This window comes from Vagococcus lutrae (assembly GCF_003987555.1).
Lineage (GTDB): Bacteria > Bacillota > Bacilli > Lactobacillales > Vagococcaceae > Vagococcus_A > Vagococcus_A lutrae.
The window spans coordinates 91,894-109,052 of the sequence record NZ_NGJW01000004.1; the positions used below are offsets into that span (position 1 = coordinate 91,894).

The 17,159-nt window shown below is 38.5% G+C and carries 23 protein-coding genes; 5 read left to right on the top strand and 18 right to left on the bottom strand.

Going from position 1 to position 17,159, the window contains the following annotated elements:
• Window positions 1-63 precede the first annotated feature (63 nt).
• Window positions 64-1,503 carry an aminotransferase-like domain-containing protein gene (locus CBF33_RS04135; RefSeq protein WP_170167746.1) on the bottom strand — a complete coding sequence of 480 codons (1,440 nt, stop codon included), beginning with the start codon at window positions 1,501-1,503 and terminating at the stop codon, window positions 64-66.
• Between the two features lie 130 nt (window positions 1,504-1,633).
• Here CBF33_RS04135 and thiD point away from each other — a divergent pair, with 130 nt between their 5' ends.
• Both thiD and CBF33_RS04145 read left to right on the top strand, forming a co-directional pair.
• Window positions 1,634-2,479 (top strand): bifunctional hydroxymethylpyrimidine kinase/phosphomethylpyrimidine kinase, encoded by an 846-nt coding sequence (gene thiD / locus CBF33_RS04140; RefSeq protein WP_211329524.1) that lies wholly within the window; start codon window positions 1,634-1,636, stop codon window positions 2,477-2,479.
• Complete coding sequence (locus CBF33_RS04145; RefSeq protein ID WP_126761879.1) at window positions 2,472-3,026, top strand: ECF transporter S component; 555 nt, start codon at window positions 2,472-2,474, stop codon at window positions 3,024-3,026. Before thiD ends, CBF33_RS04145 begins: the two co-directional genes overlap by 8 nt.
• Before the next feature lie 37 nt (window positions 3,027-3,063).
• On the opposite strand, the gene guaC is transcribed toward CBF33_RS04145, so the two are convergent.
• Window positions 3,064-4,041, bottom strand: coding sequence for a GMP reductase (gene guaC / locus CBF33_RS04150; protein ID WP_126761882.1), 978 nt, complete (start codon window positions 4,039-4,041; stop codon window positions 3,064-3,066).
• Between the two features lie 276 nt (window positions 4,042-4,317).
• On the opposite strand from guaC, the gene CBF33_RS04155 reads away from it, so the two are divergent.
• On the top strand, window positions 4,318-4,521 hold the full coding sequence (locus CBF33_RS04155; protein ID WP_023605439.1) for a hypothetical protein: 204 nt from the start codon (window positions 4,318-4,320) through the stop codon (window positions 4,519-4,521).
• Between the two features lie 40 nt (window positions 4,522-4,561).
• Here the strand turns inward: CBF33_RS04155 and CBF33_RS04160 are convergent, their stop codons facing one another.
• From CBF33_RS04160 to CBF33_RS04205, 10 genes are all read right to left on the bottom strand, one after another.
• A complete protein-coding gene (locus CBF33_RS04160) occupies window positions 4,562-5,296 on the bottom strand; it encodes a class I SAM-dependent DNA methyltransferase (protein WP_126761884.1) in 735 nt (244 codons plus the stop codon).
• Window position 5,297: 1 nt separating this feature from the next.
• Window positions 5,298-5,651 (bottom strand): ribosome silencing factor, encoded by a 354-nt coding sequence (gene rsfS, locus CBF33_RS04165; RefSeq protein WP_126761886.1) that lies wholly within the window; start codon window positions 5,649-5,651, stop codon window positions 5,298-5,300.
• Window positions 5,652-5,666: 15 nt separating this feature from the next.
• A complete protein-coding gene (yqeK, locus tag CBF33_RS04170; RefSeq protein ID WP_023605442.1) occupies window positions 5,667-6,263 on the bottom strand; it encodes a bis(5'-nucleosyl)-tetraphosphatase (symmetrical) YqeK in 597 nt (198 codons plus the stop codon).
• Complete coding sequence (locus tag CBF33_RS04175) at window positions 6,226-6,879, bottom strand: nicotinate-nucleotide adenylyltransferase (protein ID WP_244919689.1); 654 nt, start codon at window positions 6,877-6,879, stop codon at window positions 6,226-6,228. Before CBF33_RS04175 ends, yqeK begins: the two co-directional genes overlap by 38 nt.
• Window positions 6,880-6,921: 42 nt before the next feature.
• On the bottom strand, window positions 6,922-7,236 hold the full coding sequence (yhbY, locus tag CBF33_RS04180; protein ID WP_126761890.1) for a ribosome assembly RNA-binding protein YhbY: 315 nt from the start codon (window positions 7,234-7,236) through the stop codon (window positions 6,922-6,924).
• Between the two features lie 14 nt (window positions 7,237-7,250).
• Window positions 7,251-8,360, bottom strand: coding sequence for a ribosome biogenesis GTPase YqeH (yqeH, locus tag CBF33_RS04185; protein WP_023605445.1), 1,110 nt, complete (start codon window positions 8,358-8,360; stop codon window positions 7,251-7,253).
• Complete coding sequence (locus CBF33_RS04190; protein ID WP_126761892.1) at window positions 8,357-8,884, bottom strand: YqeG family HAD IIIA-type phosphatase; 528 nt, start codon at window positions 8,882-8,884, stop codon at window positions 8,357-8,359. The genes yqeH and CBF33_RS04190 overlap by 4 nt, the downstream gene beginning before the upstream one ends.
• Before the next feature lie 119 nt (window positions 8,885-9,003).
• The gene (locus CBF33_RS04195; RefSeq protein ID WP_126761894.1) at window positions 9,004-9,300 is read right to left on the bottom strand and encodes a nucleoside triphosphate pyrophosphohydrolase family protein; all 297 of its coding nucleotides are present in this window, start codon (window positions 9,298-9,300) and stop codon (window positions 9,004-9,006) included.
• Between the two features lie 18 nt (window positions 9,301-9,318).
• On the bottom strand, window positions 9,319-9,906 hold the full coding sequence (gene yihA / locus CBF33_RS04200; RefSeq protein WP_126761896.1) for a ribosome biogenesis GTP-binding protein YihA/YsxC: 588 nt from the start codon (window positions 9,904-9,906) through the stop codon (window positions 9,319-9,321).
• A gap of 44 nt (window positions 9,907-9,950) precedes the next feature.
• The gene (locus CBF33_RS04205) at window positions 9,951-10,916 is read right to left on the bottom strand and encodes an alpha/beta hydrolase (protein WP_126761898.1); all 966 of its coding nucleotides are present in this window, start codon (window positions 10,914-10,916) and stop codon (window positions 9,951-9,953) included.
• A gap of 88 nt (window positions 10,917-11,004) precedes the next feature.
• Between CBF33_RS04205 and CBF33_RS04210 the strand changes: the two genes are divergently transcribed.
• Window positions 11,005-11,628 carry a PepSY domain-containing protein gene (locus CBF33_RS04210; protein WP_126761900.1) on the top strand — a complete coding sequence of 208 codons (624 nt, stop codon included), beginning with the start codon at window positions 11,005-11,007 and terminating at the stop codon, window positions 11,626-11,628.
• A gap of 37 nt (window positions 11,629-11,665) precedes the next feature.
• Here CBF33_RS04210 and CBF33_RS04215 read toward each other — a convergent pair whose 3' ends face one another.
• Entirely contained in the window at window positions 11,666-13,078 is a 1,413-nt protein-coding gene (locus CBF33_RS04215; RefSeq protein WP_126761902.1) for a cryptochrome/photolyase family protein, read from the bottom strand.
• 137 nt (window positions 13,079-13,215) lie between these two features.
• Between CBF33_RS04215 and CBF33_RS04220 the strand changes: the two genes are divergently transcribed.
• Complete coding sequence (locus tag CBF33_RS04220) at window positions 13,216-13,773, top strand: VanZ family protein (RefSeq protein WP_126761904.1); 558 nt, start codon at window positions 13,216-13,218, stop codon at window positions 13,771-13,773.
• Window positions 13,774-13,826: 53 nt separating this feature from the next.
• Here CBF33_RS04220 and CBF33_RS04225 read toward each other — a convergent pair whose 3' ends face one another.
• The 5 genes from CBF33_RS04225 to CBF33_RS04245 all read right to left on the bottom strand — a co-directional run bounded on the left by CBF33_RS04225 (window position 13,827) and on the right by CBF33_RS04245 (window position 17,147).
• Window positions 13,827-14,381, bottom strand: coding sequence for an NADPH-dependent FMN reductase (locus CBF33_RS04225; RefSeq protein WP_222317383.1), 555 nt, complete (start codon window positions 14,379-14,381; stop codon window positions 13,827-13,829).
• Between the two features lie 98 nt (window positions 14,382-14,479).
• Window positions 14,480-15,076: a nitroreductase family protein gene (locus CBF33_RS04230; RefSeq protein WP_126761908.1), complete on the bottom strand. Its 597-nt coding sequence runs from the start codon at window positions 15,074-15,076 to the stop codon at window positions 14,480-14,482.
• 129 nt (window positions 15,077-15,205) lie between these two features.
• Window positions 15,206-16,171: a ring-cleaving dioxygenase gene (locus CBF33_RS04235; protein ID WP_425330196.1), complete on the bottom strand. Its 966-nt coding sequence runs from the start codon at window positions 16,169-16,171 to the stop codon at window positions 15,206-15,208.
• 52 nt (window positions 16,172-16,223) lie between these two features.
• Entirely contained in the window at window positions 16,224-16,646 is a 423-nt protein-coding gene (locus CBF33_RS04240; RefSeq protein WP_371871934.1) for a MarR family winged helix-turn-helix transcriptional regulator, read from the bottom strand.
• 90 nt (window positions 16,647-16,736) lie between these two features.
• Complete coding sequence (locus tag CBF33_RS04245) at window positions 16,737-17,147, bottom strand: hypothetical protein (RefSeq protein WP_126761912.1); 411 nt, start codon at window positions 17,145-17,147, stop codon at window positions 16,737-16,739.
• Between the last annotated feature and the right edge of the window lie 12 nt (window positions 17,148-17,159).

Consider the following 17,159-nt stretch of genomic DNA (forward strand, 5'->3'; position numbering starts at 1 on the left):
TATTTTAGATGAAGCGTTAAAACGTGATCATATCAACATTTACATAACAAAAAAACACGTCTACTAACGTGTTTTTTCTTTTCGCCACAATCGTGTTGTGTCCCGAAATGCTTTAATCAGTGTAGGTAATTCCTCTACTTGAATACGCGCAAAGTTCATGCGACAACTTTGGGTAGATGTCTCAATCAAATAGCTAGGCAATACAGCAACACCAAATGACAATAAAACATCCCAGTCTTCTTTAGTTAAAACGCGACCTTGATATGTCAACCATACGTAGTAACCCCCTCTTGGCCAAAAAACCTTCCAATCTTCACCTATTTCTTCAAAGGCTTCTTCTAAAAGAGCGCATTGTTTCTGTAATTGCTGTTTCGTCATTAATAGTTGATTATAAAAACTGGGTTGATTTAAGGCGTGACTTGCAAGTACCTGCGGAAAAATACTCAACTGACTTTCGGCAGAGTCTCTCAGCCTGACGACTTGCTCTAGAAGTCCGACCGGAGCATCTATCCAACCTAGTTGCACGCGCTGTCCCAGTATCTTAGACAGTGAGCCTAGATAGATGACCATTTCAGGCGCCATTTGCTTTAAGACTGGCACTTGCTGAGCGGTATCAAATGATAACAAGCCAAAAACATCATCTTCAATCAAAGGAACACGATATTTTTGACACAGTTTGAGTAAAGTAAGACGTCTTTTTTTAGTCAATGTTGTTCCCGTAGGATTTTGAAAATTAGGATTAGTAATCACTAAACGAATCGAATGATGCTGCCACTCTTCTGCTAGTTTTTCTACGACCATTCCTTCATCGTCGACTGGTATTTCAATAACTTTTAATGACATTGCCTTTAAAATCGACAGCCCTCTAAAAAATGATGGTGATTCAATCGCAACAACATCGCCTGGTTTTAATAATGTCTGTAACAGAAGATACAGACTTTGCTGACCACCTGCCGTTAAAAGTAACTCCTTAACATCTGGTCGATAACCATAGGCTTTTTTCATTAAAGAAGAAATGCCTTCTCGTAAACTTTCCGAACCAAATGACTCAACTGGCTGCTGTAAAAAATCTTGCCAGTGAAAAGGCGGGAGCGTCAAATTAGGGACTAACGTTGAAGGCAACTCACCGGTAAACGTATCAATCACTTCATCGTGGGACTGTAGATAGAGCTTAATATCATCGTATGTTGTATAGTCGCTATTTTGCTGATTTATCGTTGACAAGAGTTGGTCAGGTTGCCTTTGTGCATATAAATTTTTTAAGTTTTCGGGCAGTCGAACATACGTCCCACTACCTTCTCGTCTTTCGACAAAAGCTAGGGCGTACAATTCATCATAAGCTCGCACAACCGTACTCCGATTGACACCAAGCTCGCGTGCCAGTTGACGCTCAGAAGGCAACCGTGTGGCTGGAGCATATGTTCCTTGATTTATCTTTTCTATCATTTGATGCATGACTTGACGATATAATGGTACGTTACTGCTTTTATCAAGTTCTAACATAGAATCACCTCTTAGGTAGTATATCATAATTCAAAAAGTGGATGGGTCCAATTTTTGTGAATTGGTAGTACTCATTAAATTACAACGTGATAAACTTATTAACATCATCAACTAGGAGGCGTTTATTTTGATAAAGAAAGTTTTAACGATTGCAGGATCGGACGCCGGCGGAGGTGCTGGTATTCAAGCTGATTTAAAAACCTTTCAAGAGTTTGGAACTTTTGGATTAAGTAGTCTGACAAGTATTTTAACGGTCGACCCAGCAGCACCTATTCCAAGTATTCATCCGATTCCACTTGAAGTAGTAGAAAAACAATTAGCCACGGCCTTTTCTGGCGGTGCTTTAGCCGCAGTCAAAATAGGGTTGTTAGGAAGTAGCGACGTGGTTACTCTCATCGAATCTTATTTAACAACTAACAGGCAAACGAAAGTCGTTTTAGACCCTGTTATGGCAGTTAAGGGCAATAATGACGTTCTTCAGCCTGAACTGGTATCTGCGATGATTGACGCGTTGATTCCTTTGGCAGATGTGATAACACCTAATTTAGTAGAAGCACAAATTTTGTCTGGTATTTCTCATATCGAAACGAAAACAGATATGAAAAAAGCTGCACAAAAGATTCATCAATTAGGCGCCAAATCGGTTGTTATCAAAGGAGGCGCTCGTTTCCCGGGTGAAATAGCGACTGATTTATTTTATGACGGGACTGCCTATCATTTTTATGAACAAGCAAAACTTGCGACTGATACTAATCATGGAGCTGGTTGTTCTTTTGCTGCAGCTATCACGGCTTCTTTAGCTCGCGATATTCCATTAAACAAAGCAGTCGGTTTAGCAAAAAACTATGTGCGAGAAGCGATTGACCATGGCTTATATTTAAATGACTTCACTGGCTATGTTTGGCACGGCGCTTATTTTCAAACAGACACACGCTTAAATGAACGATTAAATGAACAGGAGATGCCCCATGAATAATACGAATCGTTGGAAAACATCTGAAGTGGTCTTAATGGGACTGTTTGCAGCGCTAACCGTTGTGGGAACAAGTATCCGTGTCCCATTGCCCGCTCTTGTCGGTAATCCTTTTTTCCATTTTGGCCTCCCAATACTTTCATTAGCTGTTTTAACTCTTGGCTTTTTTAAAGGGTCACTAGCAGGCGGTATCGGGTTTGCTATTTTTGATGTCTTAAATGGCTTTGCCGTCGAAGCCCCTTATTTTATACTGGAAAGCTTTGTTGTCGGAGCAGTATTAAGTTATGCTTTTTTACGCCTAAAGCGATATGAACAAAAGGCATGGTTTATCCCGTTAGTAATGTTTATTGCAGCATTGGCTAAAATTATGATGACGTTCTTAAAGAATTTTGTCATCCAATTAGCTCTGGGAAGTTCTGCTTCTATCGCTGCTGTCGCTAGCTTCAGCACGCTTTATATTACCGTCATCAATGCATTAGCTGCCATTATCATCGTGACGCTTCTCTATCGTCCTGTCTCACACTTGACGAAGAAAATGTTATACAAATAGAAAAAAAGCAGAACGTTTAAACGTTCTGCTTTTTTGATTAAATTGTGTCACCATTAAAAATAGAGTTTTTAACAATCACGTAATCAACTTTACGAATGGCTTCTAAATCATTGCCACCTGCATAAGAGATAGAAGATTGTAAATCTTGTTGCATTTCAACTAGCGTATCTGCTAGTGAACCTTTATGTGTTACCCAGATTTTCTTACCTTCAACATTTTTCTTTTCACCTTTTTGGAACTCAGACGCACTGCCAAAGTACTCTTTGTAAATCACGCCATCTTCTTCTTTTGTTTCTCCCGGTGACTCTTCATGTCCAGCAAATAATGATCCAATCATCACCATGCTCGCACCGAAACGGATAGATTTCGCAATATCTCCGTGCGTACGGATACCTCCGTCAGCGATAATCGGTTTGCGTGCTGCTTTACTACAACGACGTACCGCAGCTAATTGCCAACCACCTGTTCCAAAACCTGTTTTTAGTTTGGTAATACATACTTTTCCTGGCCCAATCCCAACTTTTGTCGCATCTGCCCCTGCATTTTCTAATTCACGAACAGCTTCGGGTGTTCCCACGTTACCTGCGATGACAAACGTTTCTGGTAAATGTTTCTTTAAGTGTTGAATCATATTAATCACAGAGTTAGCATGTCCATGTGCGATATCAATCGTTACAAAGTCAGGCTTTAAATCTTGCTCGCGTAGTGATTCGACAAACGCATACTCATCTGCTTTTACACCAACGCTGATAGATGAAATTAATCCTTTTTCATGCATTCTTTTTATAAATGGAACGCGTTTTTCTTCTTCAAAACGGTGCATAATATAGAAGTAACCATTCTCCGCTAACCATTCTGCAATCGTTTCATCGACGATTGTTTGCATATTTGCTGGCACGACTGGCATTTTAAATGTGTGCTTACCTAATGTCACACTAGTATCACACTCGGAGCGGCTGTTTACAATACATTTGTTTGGAATCAATTGAATATCTTCATAATCGAAAATCTTCATCTTGATACCTCCTTTAATAGTAGTAGGAAAAAACGAACATTCGTGATTAAAACCGGTTGTTCGTTATCATCCTTGACTAATTTACACTATTTATCAGAGAATATCAAGCGAAATGATTCGTTTTTTTATTTTTTCGTTATTTATACTTTCTTTTTTCGGACAACGTTTCTCAGTCGTTTTTTATATTGTTTTACAAAGCTATAGTAACATGGTATTATCTAAAAAAGTGAACAGAATTTTTGTTCCTTATTACTACGTTGAAGCGAAGGTGATGGTATGGAAGCGGATAAAATCGAAGTGGGACAAACATACACGTGCGAAAGTCCTTTACTAAAAAAATCATTTAAAGGAACAGTAGAAAAAATTTATGATCTTTCCGTATTAGTGGATGTTCATGAATTTGAAGATACGGATGCAAAAAAAGTTGACGATCTAAACGGACGCCTTGTGGTACCTTTTTACTCAGTAAATCCAAGTTAAATGCAAAAAAAACTATTCCAAAAAGATTGGAATAGTTTTTTTATTTTTGACATACAAAAAACCAGCGACGACTCATCTCATGAGGTGCTTCGTCAGAGAAGTCCGCCATAATTTTAATTTTAGAAAAATTCGCATTTTCTAACATCATGTGATAGTTCTCCAAAGCATAAGTACGTTCTTGATGAAGTTCATCATAACGTTCAAATACTTCAGTTCCTTCTTTTTTCACAAAAAAAGTAAGAAAGTGTTCAATCGAAAACTCCGTTTCTCCTGGATAACTATCCCATAAAAAAGCAAACTCTTCTGTTTGATAATGGTAGCTATATTCTGGAAAAACACTCGCTACTTGAAAGGTTGAATGAACATCGAAAATAAAACAACCATTAGGTTCAAGCGCATTGTAAACTGTATCAAAAACTTGTTGAACGGCTTGGCGGTCAGGCATATAACATAGCGAATCAGAAAAACAAGTAATAGCTTCATACGTGCCTACTTCTGATAAATCACGCATATCTCCTTTTACTAACTGAATATGGACATCCTCTTCTTCGGCACGCTCACTTGCCATCATTAACATCTCTTCTGATAAATCAAGCGCGGTAACATCATATCCTTCACGTGCAAATTCACACGCCAAGGCGCCCGTACCGCAAGCTAATTCTAAAATTCGCTTAGTTTCAGCTGGTAGGTGACGGCGTGAAAAAGCGAGCCAGTCTTGATAGAGGCTCGCATCCATGACTTCATCATAGACAAACGCAAATGTTTCATAGGACATATTAAGATACCCACTCGTTTAAATTCACTAGAGGCGCGTCTGACCATAATTTTTCTAAATTATAAAATGAGCGTTCTTCATGGTGAAAGACGTGTACAATCACATCGCCTAAATCGGCAAGCACCCATTTACCACCATCTTTTCCTTCAATACGCCCGACCTCTGCTCCTGCTTCGTGGACTTTTTCTGATATACCGTCAATAATTGCGGCTACTTGTTTTTCACTATTACCATGACAAATAACAAAGTAATCAGCTAACAAGGACACGTTTTGAACGTCTAATGCTACAATATCTTCGGCACGCTTGTCATCAGCTGCTTTAACGACTAATTCTAATAAATTCTGACTATCTATGATAATCTCCTCCTCTTATAATGATTGAACGACCCAACGATTATACGTTTCAAGAGTCTTCGGGTAGATCATTTTTTCATTTTCTATTAAATATAATAAGGTATGCTTCGTCTCATACGCTACTGCCTGATCTAAATCTTTAAATGCTAACGTCCGACAATCTTCTACACCGGGAAATGTTCGTCCTTCTTCTACATAATCGGCAACATAAATAATTTTGCCCAAAAGTGACATATCCGCCGCACCGGTAGTATGCGTGCGTATGGCTTCTAAAATATCATCGTCATTAATTCCTAGCTCATCTCGGACAAAATCAGCACCTAGTAACCCATGCCATATTTCATTTCCATAAGCTAAAAGTGACGCGTCGTGTCCTTCCGTCATGATTTTGCGACGATATTCTTCATCGGAACGTTCTTTTCCATAATCATGTGTCAATGCTGCAATACTGGCTTTTTCAATAGATTCACCATATATTTCAGCTAACTTTATTGCCATTTTTTCAACACGTTTGACATGATTGAAACGCTTTTCACTCATTTGACTCGCAACTTGTTCTAGTAACTCTTCTCGGCTATAAGGGACGACGCCCTCTTGGTAATGCGTTGTCATCTAAGTATAAACCTTCTTTCATGATATACTCTCTTACTAATTCTGGCACTAAATAACGAATGGTGCAACCTTGAGCAACTTTACGACGAATCTCTGATGAACTAATTGACATCTGAGGCACATCCACCCAAATAATCGGATAAGCTGATTCTTCTGGATATCCTGGTCTTTTAACACCGACAAATTTAACCAGTGTCAATAACTCATCGATTTCTTGCCAAGTGGATAGATAATCAACCATGTCCCCTCCAATGATAAAATAAAAATCTATCTCTGGATGACGACTCGTTAACTCTCTCATAGTATCAATCGTATAACTTTTTCCTTGTCGTTCGATTTCACATCGCTCAATCGTTAACTCAGGATTATCAACTATCGCCAATTCTAGCATTTTTAAACGCCATGAACTGTCAATCGTTTTCTTCTCATCGACATGCGGTGAAAGATAGCTCGGCATCAATCTGACTTCATCCAAACCTAATTGGTGTCGAACTTGATCAGCAATCGTCAAATGTGCTACATGGACGGGATTAAAACTTCCACCTAAAATGCCAACTTGTCGACGGTGAACGGGTGCGGTCGGTTCTAACTGTGTTTCAATCTTACTCGTTTCCATCGTGACACTCTTAGACATTCGTTTCATTCCTACCTGACTCCTTTAACCCATCTTTTTTACAAGCGGAGATAGTTGCTGATACTTTTCACGTGACGATGCTTTGTATAATACAATCACCCGTCCGATAATTTGTACCACTTCGCAATCAATAGCTTCGGCTAATCTAACTGCGACATCTGACGCTTCTTCATCTGTATTTTGCAGTAAAGAAACCTTTATCAACTCTCTTTTTTCTAGAGCTTCGGCGATTTGAATCGTCATCGCTTCATTTAAACCACCTTTACCAATTTGAAAAATTGGTGTTAAATGATGGGCTTCACTTCTTAAAAAACGTTTTTGCTTTCCTCTTAATGCCATATTATGGTCTCCTTTTATATCAAGCTTTTGCGTCGTATCACTTCTACCCCTTTAGGTGCATGTACAACAATAATACCTGCTTCTTTCACTGACAGCCAACCTAAACCAGAAATAACTAAGTCAGTTTGCGGTGTGGCTTTAATCTCGTGAGCGACTAGTTCTGGAAAATCTGCTAAGTGAGAAGCATGCGGCGGCTGAAGTAACGTCCCAGCATGTTTTGAATAAAATTCATCCGCTTTTTCTAACTTCGTGCGATGAATATCCAGTTCATTCGACACATAAGCCGTAAACGCATTGCGTTCTCCTTTCACATAATCCACTCGAGCCAAAGCCCCCAAGAACAACGTCTGTCCGGCATTTAATTGATAAGTTTTCGGTTTCATTTCTTTTTTAGGACTGATAATCTTTAATTCATCTTTAGCTAAATAATGCGCCATTTGATGATGATGAATAATTCCCGGTGTGTCGATTAAAAAGTGACCGTCTTCCAACGGAATTTCAATCTTATCGAGTGTCGTCCCTGGAAATTGTGAGGTCGTGATAACATCTTGTACGTTAGCCGTTGCTTTAATGATACCATTGATTAACGTCGATTTCCCTACATTCGTGACTCCTACTACATAGACATCTTTACCGCGACGATGCTTTTCAATGATTTCAAGTAAATCTAACATATCTGCTTGTTTTTTTGCACTGACGAGTACTACCTCTTCCGGTCGTAATCCTGCTTCATGTGCACGCTCGCGCATCCACTGAGTCAGCTTTCCTCGTTTTAAAGATTTTGGTAAAATATCTACTTTATTACCAACTAATAAGACGGGATTATTACCAACAAAACGATGTAAACCAGGAATTAAGCTACCATTAAAGTCAACAATATCAATAACGTTGACGATTAACGCGTCTTCCGTGCCAATCGTATTTAATAGTCTTAGAAAATCATCATCCGTTAAGGAAACGTCTTGAATATCGTTATAATGACGCAATCTAAAACAACGTTGACAATATAGCTCGCCTGACTCTAATCCTTTTTCTAAAGCTGAAGGAGGGGTATAGCCAATCGCTTCTTTATCAGTTGTTTGAATGACAACACCACAACCAATACATCTTAATTCTTCGTTCATGTTAGCTCACGTCTCCACTTCATATCTGGATATTTTTCTTTTAATTTACGCATTACTTTTTTCTCAACCCAGCGATTAAATTTTGTCTTCCAAGAATCTGTTGGCACAACTGGTTTAACTAGTATTGAACGCATGCCGGCTGCATTGGCTGCTTTAATATCTGTCATGAGTTGGTCGCCAACCATCACTAATTCGCTCGGATGTAAATTTAATTTTTTTGCACCTTCTTTTATTCCTTTTGAAAAAGGTTTTAAAGCGCGCGCTACAAAATCTAAATCAAATTTTTCAAGTGCTTTTGCCACACGTTGTTCATTGTTATTTGAAACCACCACCACTGGGATACCCGCATCTTGCATGGCTAGTAACCAATTTAAAAGTTCCTCAGTACCATGTGGATTGTCCCATGCGATTAAAGTATTATCTAAATCGGTTAAAATCCCTTTAATGTGATGTTTTTTTAACTGTTCAGGTGTGACATGATAAATTGCTTCCAAAAGCCATGTCGGTTTATACGAATCGATCATAAAGGCTCCTTTCATAAAAAACAGGAGTACTTAAATAGTACCCCTCCATTTATAACATTATATCAAAAAAGTTGACACATTTCATCTTTTCCGACCAAATTCTTTATTGGTCGCTGTTTTTAATCTTCTTTAAAACAATCTGGGTATCTCTTTTTTAAGTGCTCGATATTACTTTCAGCGACAGATTCTAAGCTAATACCTGACCACTCAGCAATTTGCGACAGATACCATAAAACGTCGCCCAATTCTTTGGCTACTTTATCAGACGGCATTGGACGATTTTTAAATGTATAATCCTGAATTAATTCAAGCATTTCACCCGTTTCCTTGGCTAAACCTAGAGCGCAATTCGTTAAAACTTGCTCATCTCCATTTAGTGAGCGATTGGCTAATTTTTGATATTCATTAAAATTCATTTGATTCATCCTTTTCTATTATTCCATAATAAACGGTTCTATCGCAGCCCAAGCTGCTTCTTTTCCATGTTTCGTTTCCGCAGAAAATAAAATAAAGTCATCCTCTGATTGAAAATCTAAAGCTTTTTTGATCATACTTTCGTGCTTATTCCATTTCCCTCTTGGAATTTTATCAATCTTTGTCGCAACGACAATAGTTGGAATATCGTAATACTTTAAAAACTGATACATTTGAATGTCATCTTTTGACGGTTCATGACGCGCGTCAACGACACTGATAACAGCTTGTAGTTGTTCGCGCTCTGTTAAATAAGTTTCAATCATTTGACCCCATTTAGCTTTTTCAGTCTTTGAAACTTTGGCATAACCATACCCTGGTACATCTACAAAATGAAAAGCCTGTTCTATCAAATAAAAATTTAACGTTTGCGTTTTACCAGGTTTACTTGACGTGCGTGCTAAATTTTTGCGATTAATTAAAGTATTAATAAATGAAGATTTACCAACATTTGAGCGACCTGCTAGTGCTATTTCAGGGATTTGAGTGGCTGGATATTGTTCTGGACGAACCGCACTGATTACTATTTCTGCTTGGTGGACTTGCATCTTATTCACTCCTCTACGAATTCTTTCTTATTTTACCACAAATCTTATCGCAATGTATGGTCGTTTAAAAAAGCCTGCAATTCCTCCAAAGTTTGACGTGCTTCTGGCTTATCTAACATAAATTGATACTCATGGGGTAAAATTGCCGTCGTACGTGGATAAAAAACACCTGTCACAGGGACTTTCACTTGTTCTAAACGAGTGACTAACCTTTTCGCCTGGTCTTCAAAAGACTGGTCATTGCCATCTGTGACAAAACAAGGTGGAAACTCAGACACGTCCTGTTGTAAAAGCGAAACATCCTGATAGACAGTCTCGTTAACAGAGCGAGCAGGAGCAAAATAAGCCGCCATTAGACGCTGAACGAGCCACCGAAATACGCCTGTTGAAGTCGTTACGAACGGTTCTATGTCATATGGTCCACAAAATAACAACAAATTCTTTATTTGTTGTGTCGTAATACTCGGCGTTTGTCCGAAAAGATTATCAGAGATAACATATCGCATATATTCGCTGACAATCTGAGCCCCTGCTGAATCCCCCGCTAAAATGAGCTGGTTAAAATCTATAGGTAAATCACGTCGATTTTCTTTTAGTTCAGTCAGTAAGTCATCCAGTTCAAAAAGTGGCGTCGGGTATTGGGCTTTTGGCGCTAAGCTATAATTCATTGAGATAACCATGTAACCAAAAGAGGCAAGGTGTTTAGCATAAGCTGTCACATCCTCTTTATCTCCACCGACATAAGCACCACCATGCACCCATACAATACAAGGCATGGACTGACTCGTTTTAATAGGCATAACAACATCATAGTATTGTTTTGCCTGACCTTTTCCATAAGACTGATTGTTAATCGTTTGAACTTTAGCAAAAACTTGTGCTTCATTTGGACTTGATGTAGCAACTCCTCCTTTAAATAGTTGTTTGATTACCCAAGATATGGGACGTGGAGAGAAAAAAGCCCACATCACTCCCCCTACTATCATCAAAATGATTATTTTTTTATACATCTTATCACGCCTTATCGATTAATTTTGATTGCACATTACTTTTTCTTTTTAATCTATTCTATTATAATATAAATAAGGAGGTTTTTTTATGAAAATAAAACGAATTTTAACGAGCGGCTTAGTTGTGACTCTAGTGGCTGTCCTTTCAGGTTGTCAAACCAAACAAGCGCCTACTAGTACTGAAACAAGTGTAACGAACCAAACGAAGATATCCGAGACTGAAACTTCACGAGAAACGACAAGTGAAAACCTCGATTTGGGACAAGAAATAACTGTGTCACTTGATGACGTCATCGCACTCTATCAAGAAACCTATCCCGATACTCATTTGACGTCCATTGAGCTTGAGCCAGAACGAAATCAGTATATTTACAAACTGGAAGGCGTAGATGAACAAGAAGAATATGAGTTAAAAGTCGACGCGACCACAAAAGAAATTAAGAAACAAAAAAATGAATCACTTGATCGTGACGAACGAAATGGCGTCAAACTGAAAAATAAAGCAATAGACTTAACAAACTTAGCTTCATTAAACGATGTGACCGAAACAGCTAAAAAAGAAGCGGTAGATTATACCCCTGTCGAGTGGGAATTAAAACAAGAACTTGGTGTGACTTATTGGAAAGTCAACTTAAAACAAGCACATAAGGAAAAAGAAGTAAAAATAAATGCACAGGATTTATCTATTTTAAAAGTAGAAGATGATGATTAAGTAAAAAAAGCAGTTACTATGAAAGTGACTGCTTTTTCTAGCTCTGTTTGAAAAAATCTAGCGCTCTTTCCCTTGCTTCTTTATGATCAACCATGGGAGCGGGGTAATCTTCTCCAATGATACATTGGTAACGTTGCTGTTCAGCTCGTGACATTTTAGCCGGTTCATGAATATAAGCATCAGGTACGTGACGTAACTCAGGAACATAGCGACGAATGTACGTGCCTTTAGCATCATAACGTTCACTCTGTGTCGTCGGATTGAAAATTCTAAAATAAGGAACCGCATCCGTCCCAGTAGAGGCTGCCCATTGCCAGCCACCTGTATTGCTTGCCGGGTCATAATCAAGTAAATACGATTCAAAATGGCGGGCTCCCCATCGCCAGTTTATTAATAAATCTTTTGTTAAAAAAGAAGCAGTCAACATTCTCAAACGATTATGCATCCAACCCGTGGTTGCTAGTTGTCGCATGCCAGCATCTATAATTGGATAACCTGTCATACCTTCTTGCCATTGTTTGAACGCTTTTTCGTCGTGACGCCATGCAAGCGTTTGATACTCTTCTTTTAATTCTACCTGTCGTTGTTTTGGAAACCAAGTGTCAATCATATGATAAAAATCTCGCCATGCGAGTTCTTTCAGAAACGTCTCTTTCCCGAGCGAGTCAGGTGCATCGTTCGCTACTTGCCAAATCTGACGGATGGAAATCTCGCCTGTTTTGATATAGGGAGATAGGCCGCTCGTACCAAATAGCGCTGGTATATCACGCGTTTCTTGATACTGAGGCATCACTTTGTGAACAAAACGTTCTAATAAATCAGCTGCGCGCTCATAGCCGACTAAATGCGACATATCATATTTTTTCTCATCCACTAATCGTTTTAAAAGCTTGTCACCTTTTTCGCTTAACGTTTGATTATCTTCCCAGTGCTTTTCTCCTTTAACGGAATGATTTTGCGCATAAGGACGCTTAACCTGTGCTTGCCACTGTCGATAATACGGCGTAAAAACACGATAAGGGGTGCCGTCTTTTTTTAACACAGCATGAGGACCGCATAAATGTCGGTCTTGACATGCTTTCACCTTAATTCCAAGTTTTTCTAACATTGCTGTGACTTCTAAATCTCTTTTGACTCCGTTTCCTGCAGTCGCTTCATTTAAAAAGACAGTTTCAATCGTCGGATAAGTTACTATAAGTTGCTGCCACGCTTCTAGCGGTGTTCCAACAATCAGATGCATCCGAATTCCTTCTGTTTTTAAGTATTCAATAAACTTTAATAACGCTTGAAAAAAATAATCATGATTATAAGTTCCTTCTAAAAACTGAGCAGGATTTAAATTGAAAAACAACAAAATTTTCTCATCTTCTGCTTTATGCTTAAATGCTTCTAATATGGCTTGATTATCCATTAATCGAAATTCTTCCCTCAACCAAACAACCTGTTTCATCTTAATATCATCTCCTTAACCTCTCTATCATAACATGCTCACTAAATTGACGAACCATTTATTTCCAACTAAAGTCGGATGACGTTATAGACAATCTTTGTTATGCTTAGAGTAGTTCATTTACAGGGGGAATTATTATGAGTTATGCTGTTATTTCTATTATAACTACTTTTTATTTTTTTATTCGATATACGGAAGCCGATAAAAAAGGATTAGTTTTTTTGCTACTTTTTAATAATTATTTGGTTTTCATTTGCCAATCTATCGTCGGATTCCCCAGTTTAAAAGAAGTTTATCGTATTCAACGACTGAATCTCTCCGTTTGGCATCCTAATATCAATTTACAGCTATTCGCTGATGGTCTTCATTTTGGTGAACTTACTAACTTATTAATGTTTCTCCCAATAGGATTTCTCATTGCGATACTTTGGCATTATTCTTTTTCTAAGTTCGGACAGATGTTACTAGTTTTTCTTATTTCACTCGTCATTGAAATCGGACAACTTTTTACGCTTTACCGTGTGACCGATATAACTGACCTCGTCATTAATACGTTAGGTGGCTGTCTAGGTATTTTACTTTTTAGCTATTATCAACGAAAAAAAACAGTGACCTCCCCTTTACCAAAAAGTCACATCTTAGAACCTTTTATATGCGCTTTTTTAGCGTTTACTATAAGTTTTTTCTTTTCTTAAAAATTAAAAAACGCCTCTCCGTATTCGGAAAAAGGCGTTTTTTTTACTCATTATTAACTTAATTTTTCAATCAAGCTGACAAAGGCATCAACAATCGACTGAATATAGTCATACGTTCCTTGATTAACGATTAACCCTTCTTCATCAAGAAAATCTTGCACGTTACCTAAATAAGCTTCTGGTTGTTGTAAAGGTGTCATATTTAAGAACACTAAGGATTGTCTCAATTGATGATTGGCTCCAAATCCGCCAGGGCCACCTGTCGAAGCACTGATAACTAACGCAGGCTTACCGTCCCAGACACTTGCTCCATAAGGACGTGACCCAACATCTAACGCATTTTTTATCACGGAAGGTAAACCACGATTATATTCCGGTGTAACAAAAACAACAGCACTTAATGGCGCGATTTTTTCTCTAAAATCTTGCCAAGCTTGCGGAACCATTCCTTCTTGGTCTAAATCTTCATTGTAGTGAACTAACTCTCCGATTTCAATTATCTCTGCCTCATAACCTTCAGGAAACATGCCTAGTACATTCTTGGCAACCTTTCGATTAAACGACTCTTTTCTTAAACTTCCTACGATTACACCAATTTTCTTCATCAATGATGCACTCCTTTCTGCTATCTGTTCTTTACACCTTACCTTTAGTAAGTGATTATAGTATAACGCTTTTCAATCAAAAATGCTAAAACTTTGACTGATTAAGCAAAAGTTTTAAAACGATCTGTATCAGCCATATATTCTTTCGGCGCTGCTTCCGCTTCTTTTGAACCAAATGGCATTTGACCAGTAAGTTTCCATGTTTCAGTAATTTCAAACAACTCTGCTACTTTTTCATCTATTAGGGGATTGTAATGTTGAATCGTTGCTCCCATTCCGGCTTCTGATAAGGCTACCCATACTGAATGTTGAGCAATTCCTGTTGACTGTTCAGACCAGATTGGGAAATTATCTTTATATAAAGCAAATTGCTCTTGTAAATGTTGAACAACCGCTTGATCTTCATAAAACAAAATCGTACCATGACCGGCTGCAAATGAGGCAATTTTTTCTTTAGTTGCTTCAAAGGCATCTGGCGGTGTTAATGGCTCTAATTCACCTAAAACGATATCCCATACTTTTTGACTTGATTCGCCAAACAAAATAACTGCACGAGAAGATTGTGAGTTAAAGGCAGAAGGACTTTCTTTTACAGCTTCTTTAATTAGTGTTTCAATTTCCTCGTTAGTTAACGTCACGTTTTTCCCGATTTGATAGATAGAACGACGGTTTTTTAATGTTTCGATAAATGTTGACATATATATTAGCTCCCTTTTAATCGTTTGTTTTTTAGTTTATTCTTTATGTATTAAATCCTATTTTGGTAATTTTGCGGTCATCTCTCCTTTATGATTAATGTGCTAAAAGACTCTCACTCCTAGCACAGTTTAGCGTTGAGTATCGAACGGTTTAATAACCGATTCGATATAGTCGCGCTTGGCTTCTAAAAATGGTGGTAATGATAGCGACTCACCTAATGTTTCATAAGGCTCATCTCCCATAAATCCTGGCTCATCTGTTGCTAGTTCGATCAGGATTGGACCGACACGCACATATAACGATTCAAAATAAAAGCGATTTACATAGCCTGAGTGACGTAAACCACTTGCTTCTAATCGTTGTTGCCACTGATTGAGCGCTTCACGATTTTTCACACGCAAGGCGACGTGATGAATCTCTCCATCACCCTGACGGCTCGTCGTGTCCGTCTGATTTTCAACCAAATGTATTTGACCACCATGTCCACCTTCACCGATCTCTAATAACGTTCGTTCATTTTCTTTAGCAATCACACGAAAACCAAAAAGCTTTTCTAACCACTCTTGAAACACTTGTTTATGTCGCAGATGAATTTCAATCGGACCTAACCCGTAAATGGCATGTTCTTTAGGAACAGGTCCTGCTTGCCACGGGATACCTCCAGCAACGCCTTTGTTATCTTCGTCAGAAATCAGCTGATAACGCTGTCCATCTTCCTCCTCAAATAAAAGCACCTTCGAACCAAAACGTGTTTCTATCTCCGATGTTTTAACACCGAAAGAAGCCAGACGCTCTTGCCAATAAAGAAGCGACGCATCACTAGGAACACGAAAACTTGTCCGATATAAACTATCGGTTCCCGCTCGTCCTGCTACACTTTGCGGAAAGTCAAAAAACGTCACATCCGTCCCTGGAGTCCCCACATCATCTGCATAAAATGTATGGTACGTATGAATATCATCTTGATTAACTGTTTTTTTAACCAATCTCATTCCTAGCACCTCAGTAAAAAAACGATAGTTTTGATGTACATCATGAGTCATAGCTGTCACATGGTGCAATCCTAATAACGTCATATCTTCCATGTCTTTCATAATTCTCGCCCCTTTTATCTCGATTTCGAAGTATTTTTCCAAAAAAATAAATCTAATAACGACTTATTTTTTTTAACGCTTCTAATAGTGTCTCTTGTTCAGATTCCGTTAACACGGAGAAAAGTTCCATAATCTTTTCGGCATGTTTAGGAAAAACAGTTGCCATAAGTGTCGTCCCTTTTTCCGTTAACTCGGCATACGTCACGCGCTTGTCTTTTTGACAGAGTGTGCGATTGACTAGCCCTTTTTTCCCTAATTGATCAATAACATAGGTTGTACTACTGCTCGCGATTAATATCTTCTCTGAAATCTGTTGAATAGGTTGACGTCCTTTATGATATAAGAACTCGAGGACGGCGAACTCCGTCATATTTAACCCATATTGTTTTACGTCTTGTTTAACTTGTTGTTCTAAATACCGACTCGTTCGCATTGTACCAATCAATAAGTTTAAAGGTAACTCATGTTTTTTCAATTGGAACACCTCCATTTATCTCGATTTCGAACTAATTATATCTTACCTTTTGTAAGATGTCTAGCATGAAGCTCAAAAGAAGCCTCCCTTTTATAAAGGAGGCTTCTTTCCCGCTTCTTCATAAGCCATTTTAAGAAAAGCTTGCCAATCAGCAACCCCTTCTTCTAAAGACATTTCTATTTTGCCAGGTTGTTGATAATAACGATGTTCTTGTTCGCTGACAAAGAGCAAATCCTCCAGATACGCTTCCTTGTCTTCAAAAGAACGGTACCGCTCAACCTCACTAGGATCAAGATGCACAAAGACGCTAAACCCTTTGGGATGCTGTGCTGATATATAATCTCCATCTTCTGAGCCTTGTCCACCTCGATAAACGTCTGTACATTTTTCTGACAAGCGTTCGATTAATAGACTAGCTAAAGCTTCCCGATCACGCTCATACTCTGCTGCTTCATTGGACCCTATCATCCAACCACCAATATTGACCCATTCTTCACTCATGTGACAGCTCCT

Bases quoted from the DNA above. Each gene is read 5' to 3' on its own strand.
- CBF33_RS04135 (WP_170167746.1), bottom strand. From the start codon at position 1,503: ATGTTAGAACTTGATAAAAGCAGTAACGTACCATTATATCGTCAAGTC.
- CBF33_RS04145 (WP_126761879.1), top strand. From the start codon at position 2,472: ATGAATAATACGAATCGTTGGAAAACATCTGAAGTGGTCTTAATGGGA.
- guaC (WP_126761882.1), bottom strand. From the start codon at position 4,041: ATGAAGATTTTCGATTATGAAGATATTCAATTGATTCCAAACAAATGT.
- CBF33_RS04155 (WP_023605439.1), top strand. From the start codon at position 4,318: ATGGAAGCGGATAAAATCGAAGTGGGACAAACATACACGTGCGAAAGT.
- CBF33_RS04160 (WP_126761884.1), bottom strand. From the start codon at position 5,296: ATGTCCTATGAAACATTTGCGTTTGTCTATGATGAAGTCATGGATGCG.
- yqeK (WP_023605442.1), bottom strand. From the start codon at position 6,263: ATGACAACGCATTACCAAGAGGGCGTCGTCCCTTATAGCCGAGAAGAG.
- CBF33_RS04175 (WP_244919689.1), bottom strand. From the start codon at position 6,879: ATGGAAACGAGTAAGATTGAAACACAGTTAGAACCGACCGCACCCGTT.
- yhbY (WP_126761890.1), bottom strand. From the start codon at position 7,236: ATGGCATTAAGAGGAAAGCAAAAACGTTTTTTAAGAAGTGAAGCCCAT.
- yqeH (WP_023605445.1), bottom strand. From the start codon at position 8,360: ATGAACGAAGAATTAAGATGTATTGGTTGTGGTGTTGTCATTCAAACA.
- CBF33_RS04190 (WP_126761892.1), bottom strand. From the start codon at position 8,884: ATGATCGATTCGTATAAACCGACATGGCTTTTGGAAGCAATTTATCAT.
- CBF33_RS04195 (WP_126761894.1), bottom strand. From the start codon at position 9,300: ATGAATTTTAATGAATATCAAAAATTAGCCAATCGCTCACTAAATGGA.
- yihA (WP_126761896.1), bottom strand. From the start codon at position 9,906: ATGCAAGTCCACCAAGCAGAAATAGTAATCAGTGCGGTTCGTCCAGAA.
- CBF33_RS04205 (WP_126761898.1), bottom strand. From the start codon at position 10,916: ATGTATAAAAAAATAATCATTTTGATGATAGTAGGGGGAGTGATGTGG.
- CBF33_RS04210 (WP_126761900.1), top strand. From the start codon at position 11,005: ATGAAAATAAAACGAATTTTAACGAGCGGCTTAGTTGTGACTCTAGTG.
- CBF33_RS04215 (WP_126761902.1), bottom strand. From the start codon at position 13,078: ATGAAACAGGTTGTTTGGTTGAGGGAAGAATTTCGATTAATGGATAAT.
- CBF33_RS04220 (WP_126761904.1), top strand. From the start codon at position 13,216: ATGAGTTATGCTGTTATTTCTATTATAACTACTTTTTATTTTTTTATT.
- CBF33_RS04230 (WP_126761908.1), bottom strand. From the start codon at position 15,076: ATGTCAACATTTATCGAAACATTAAAAAACCGTCGTTCTATCTATCAA.
- CBF33_RS04235 (WP_425330196.1), bottom strand. From the start codon at position 16,171: ATGAAAGACATGGAAGATATGACGTTATTAGGATTGCACCATGTGACA.
- CBF33_RS04245 (WP_126761912.1), bottom strand. From the start codon at position 17,147: ATGAGTGAAGAATGGGTCAATATTGGTGGTTGGATGATAGGGTCCAAT.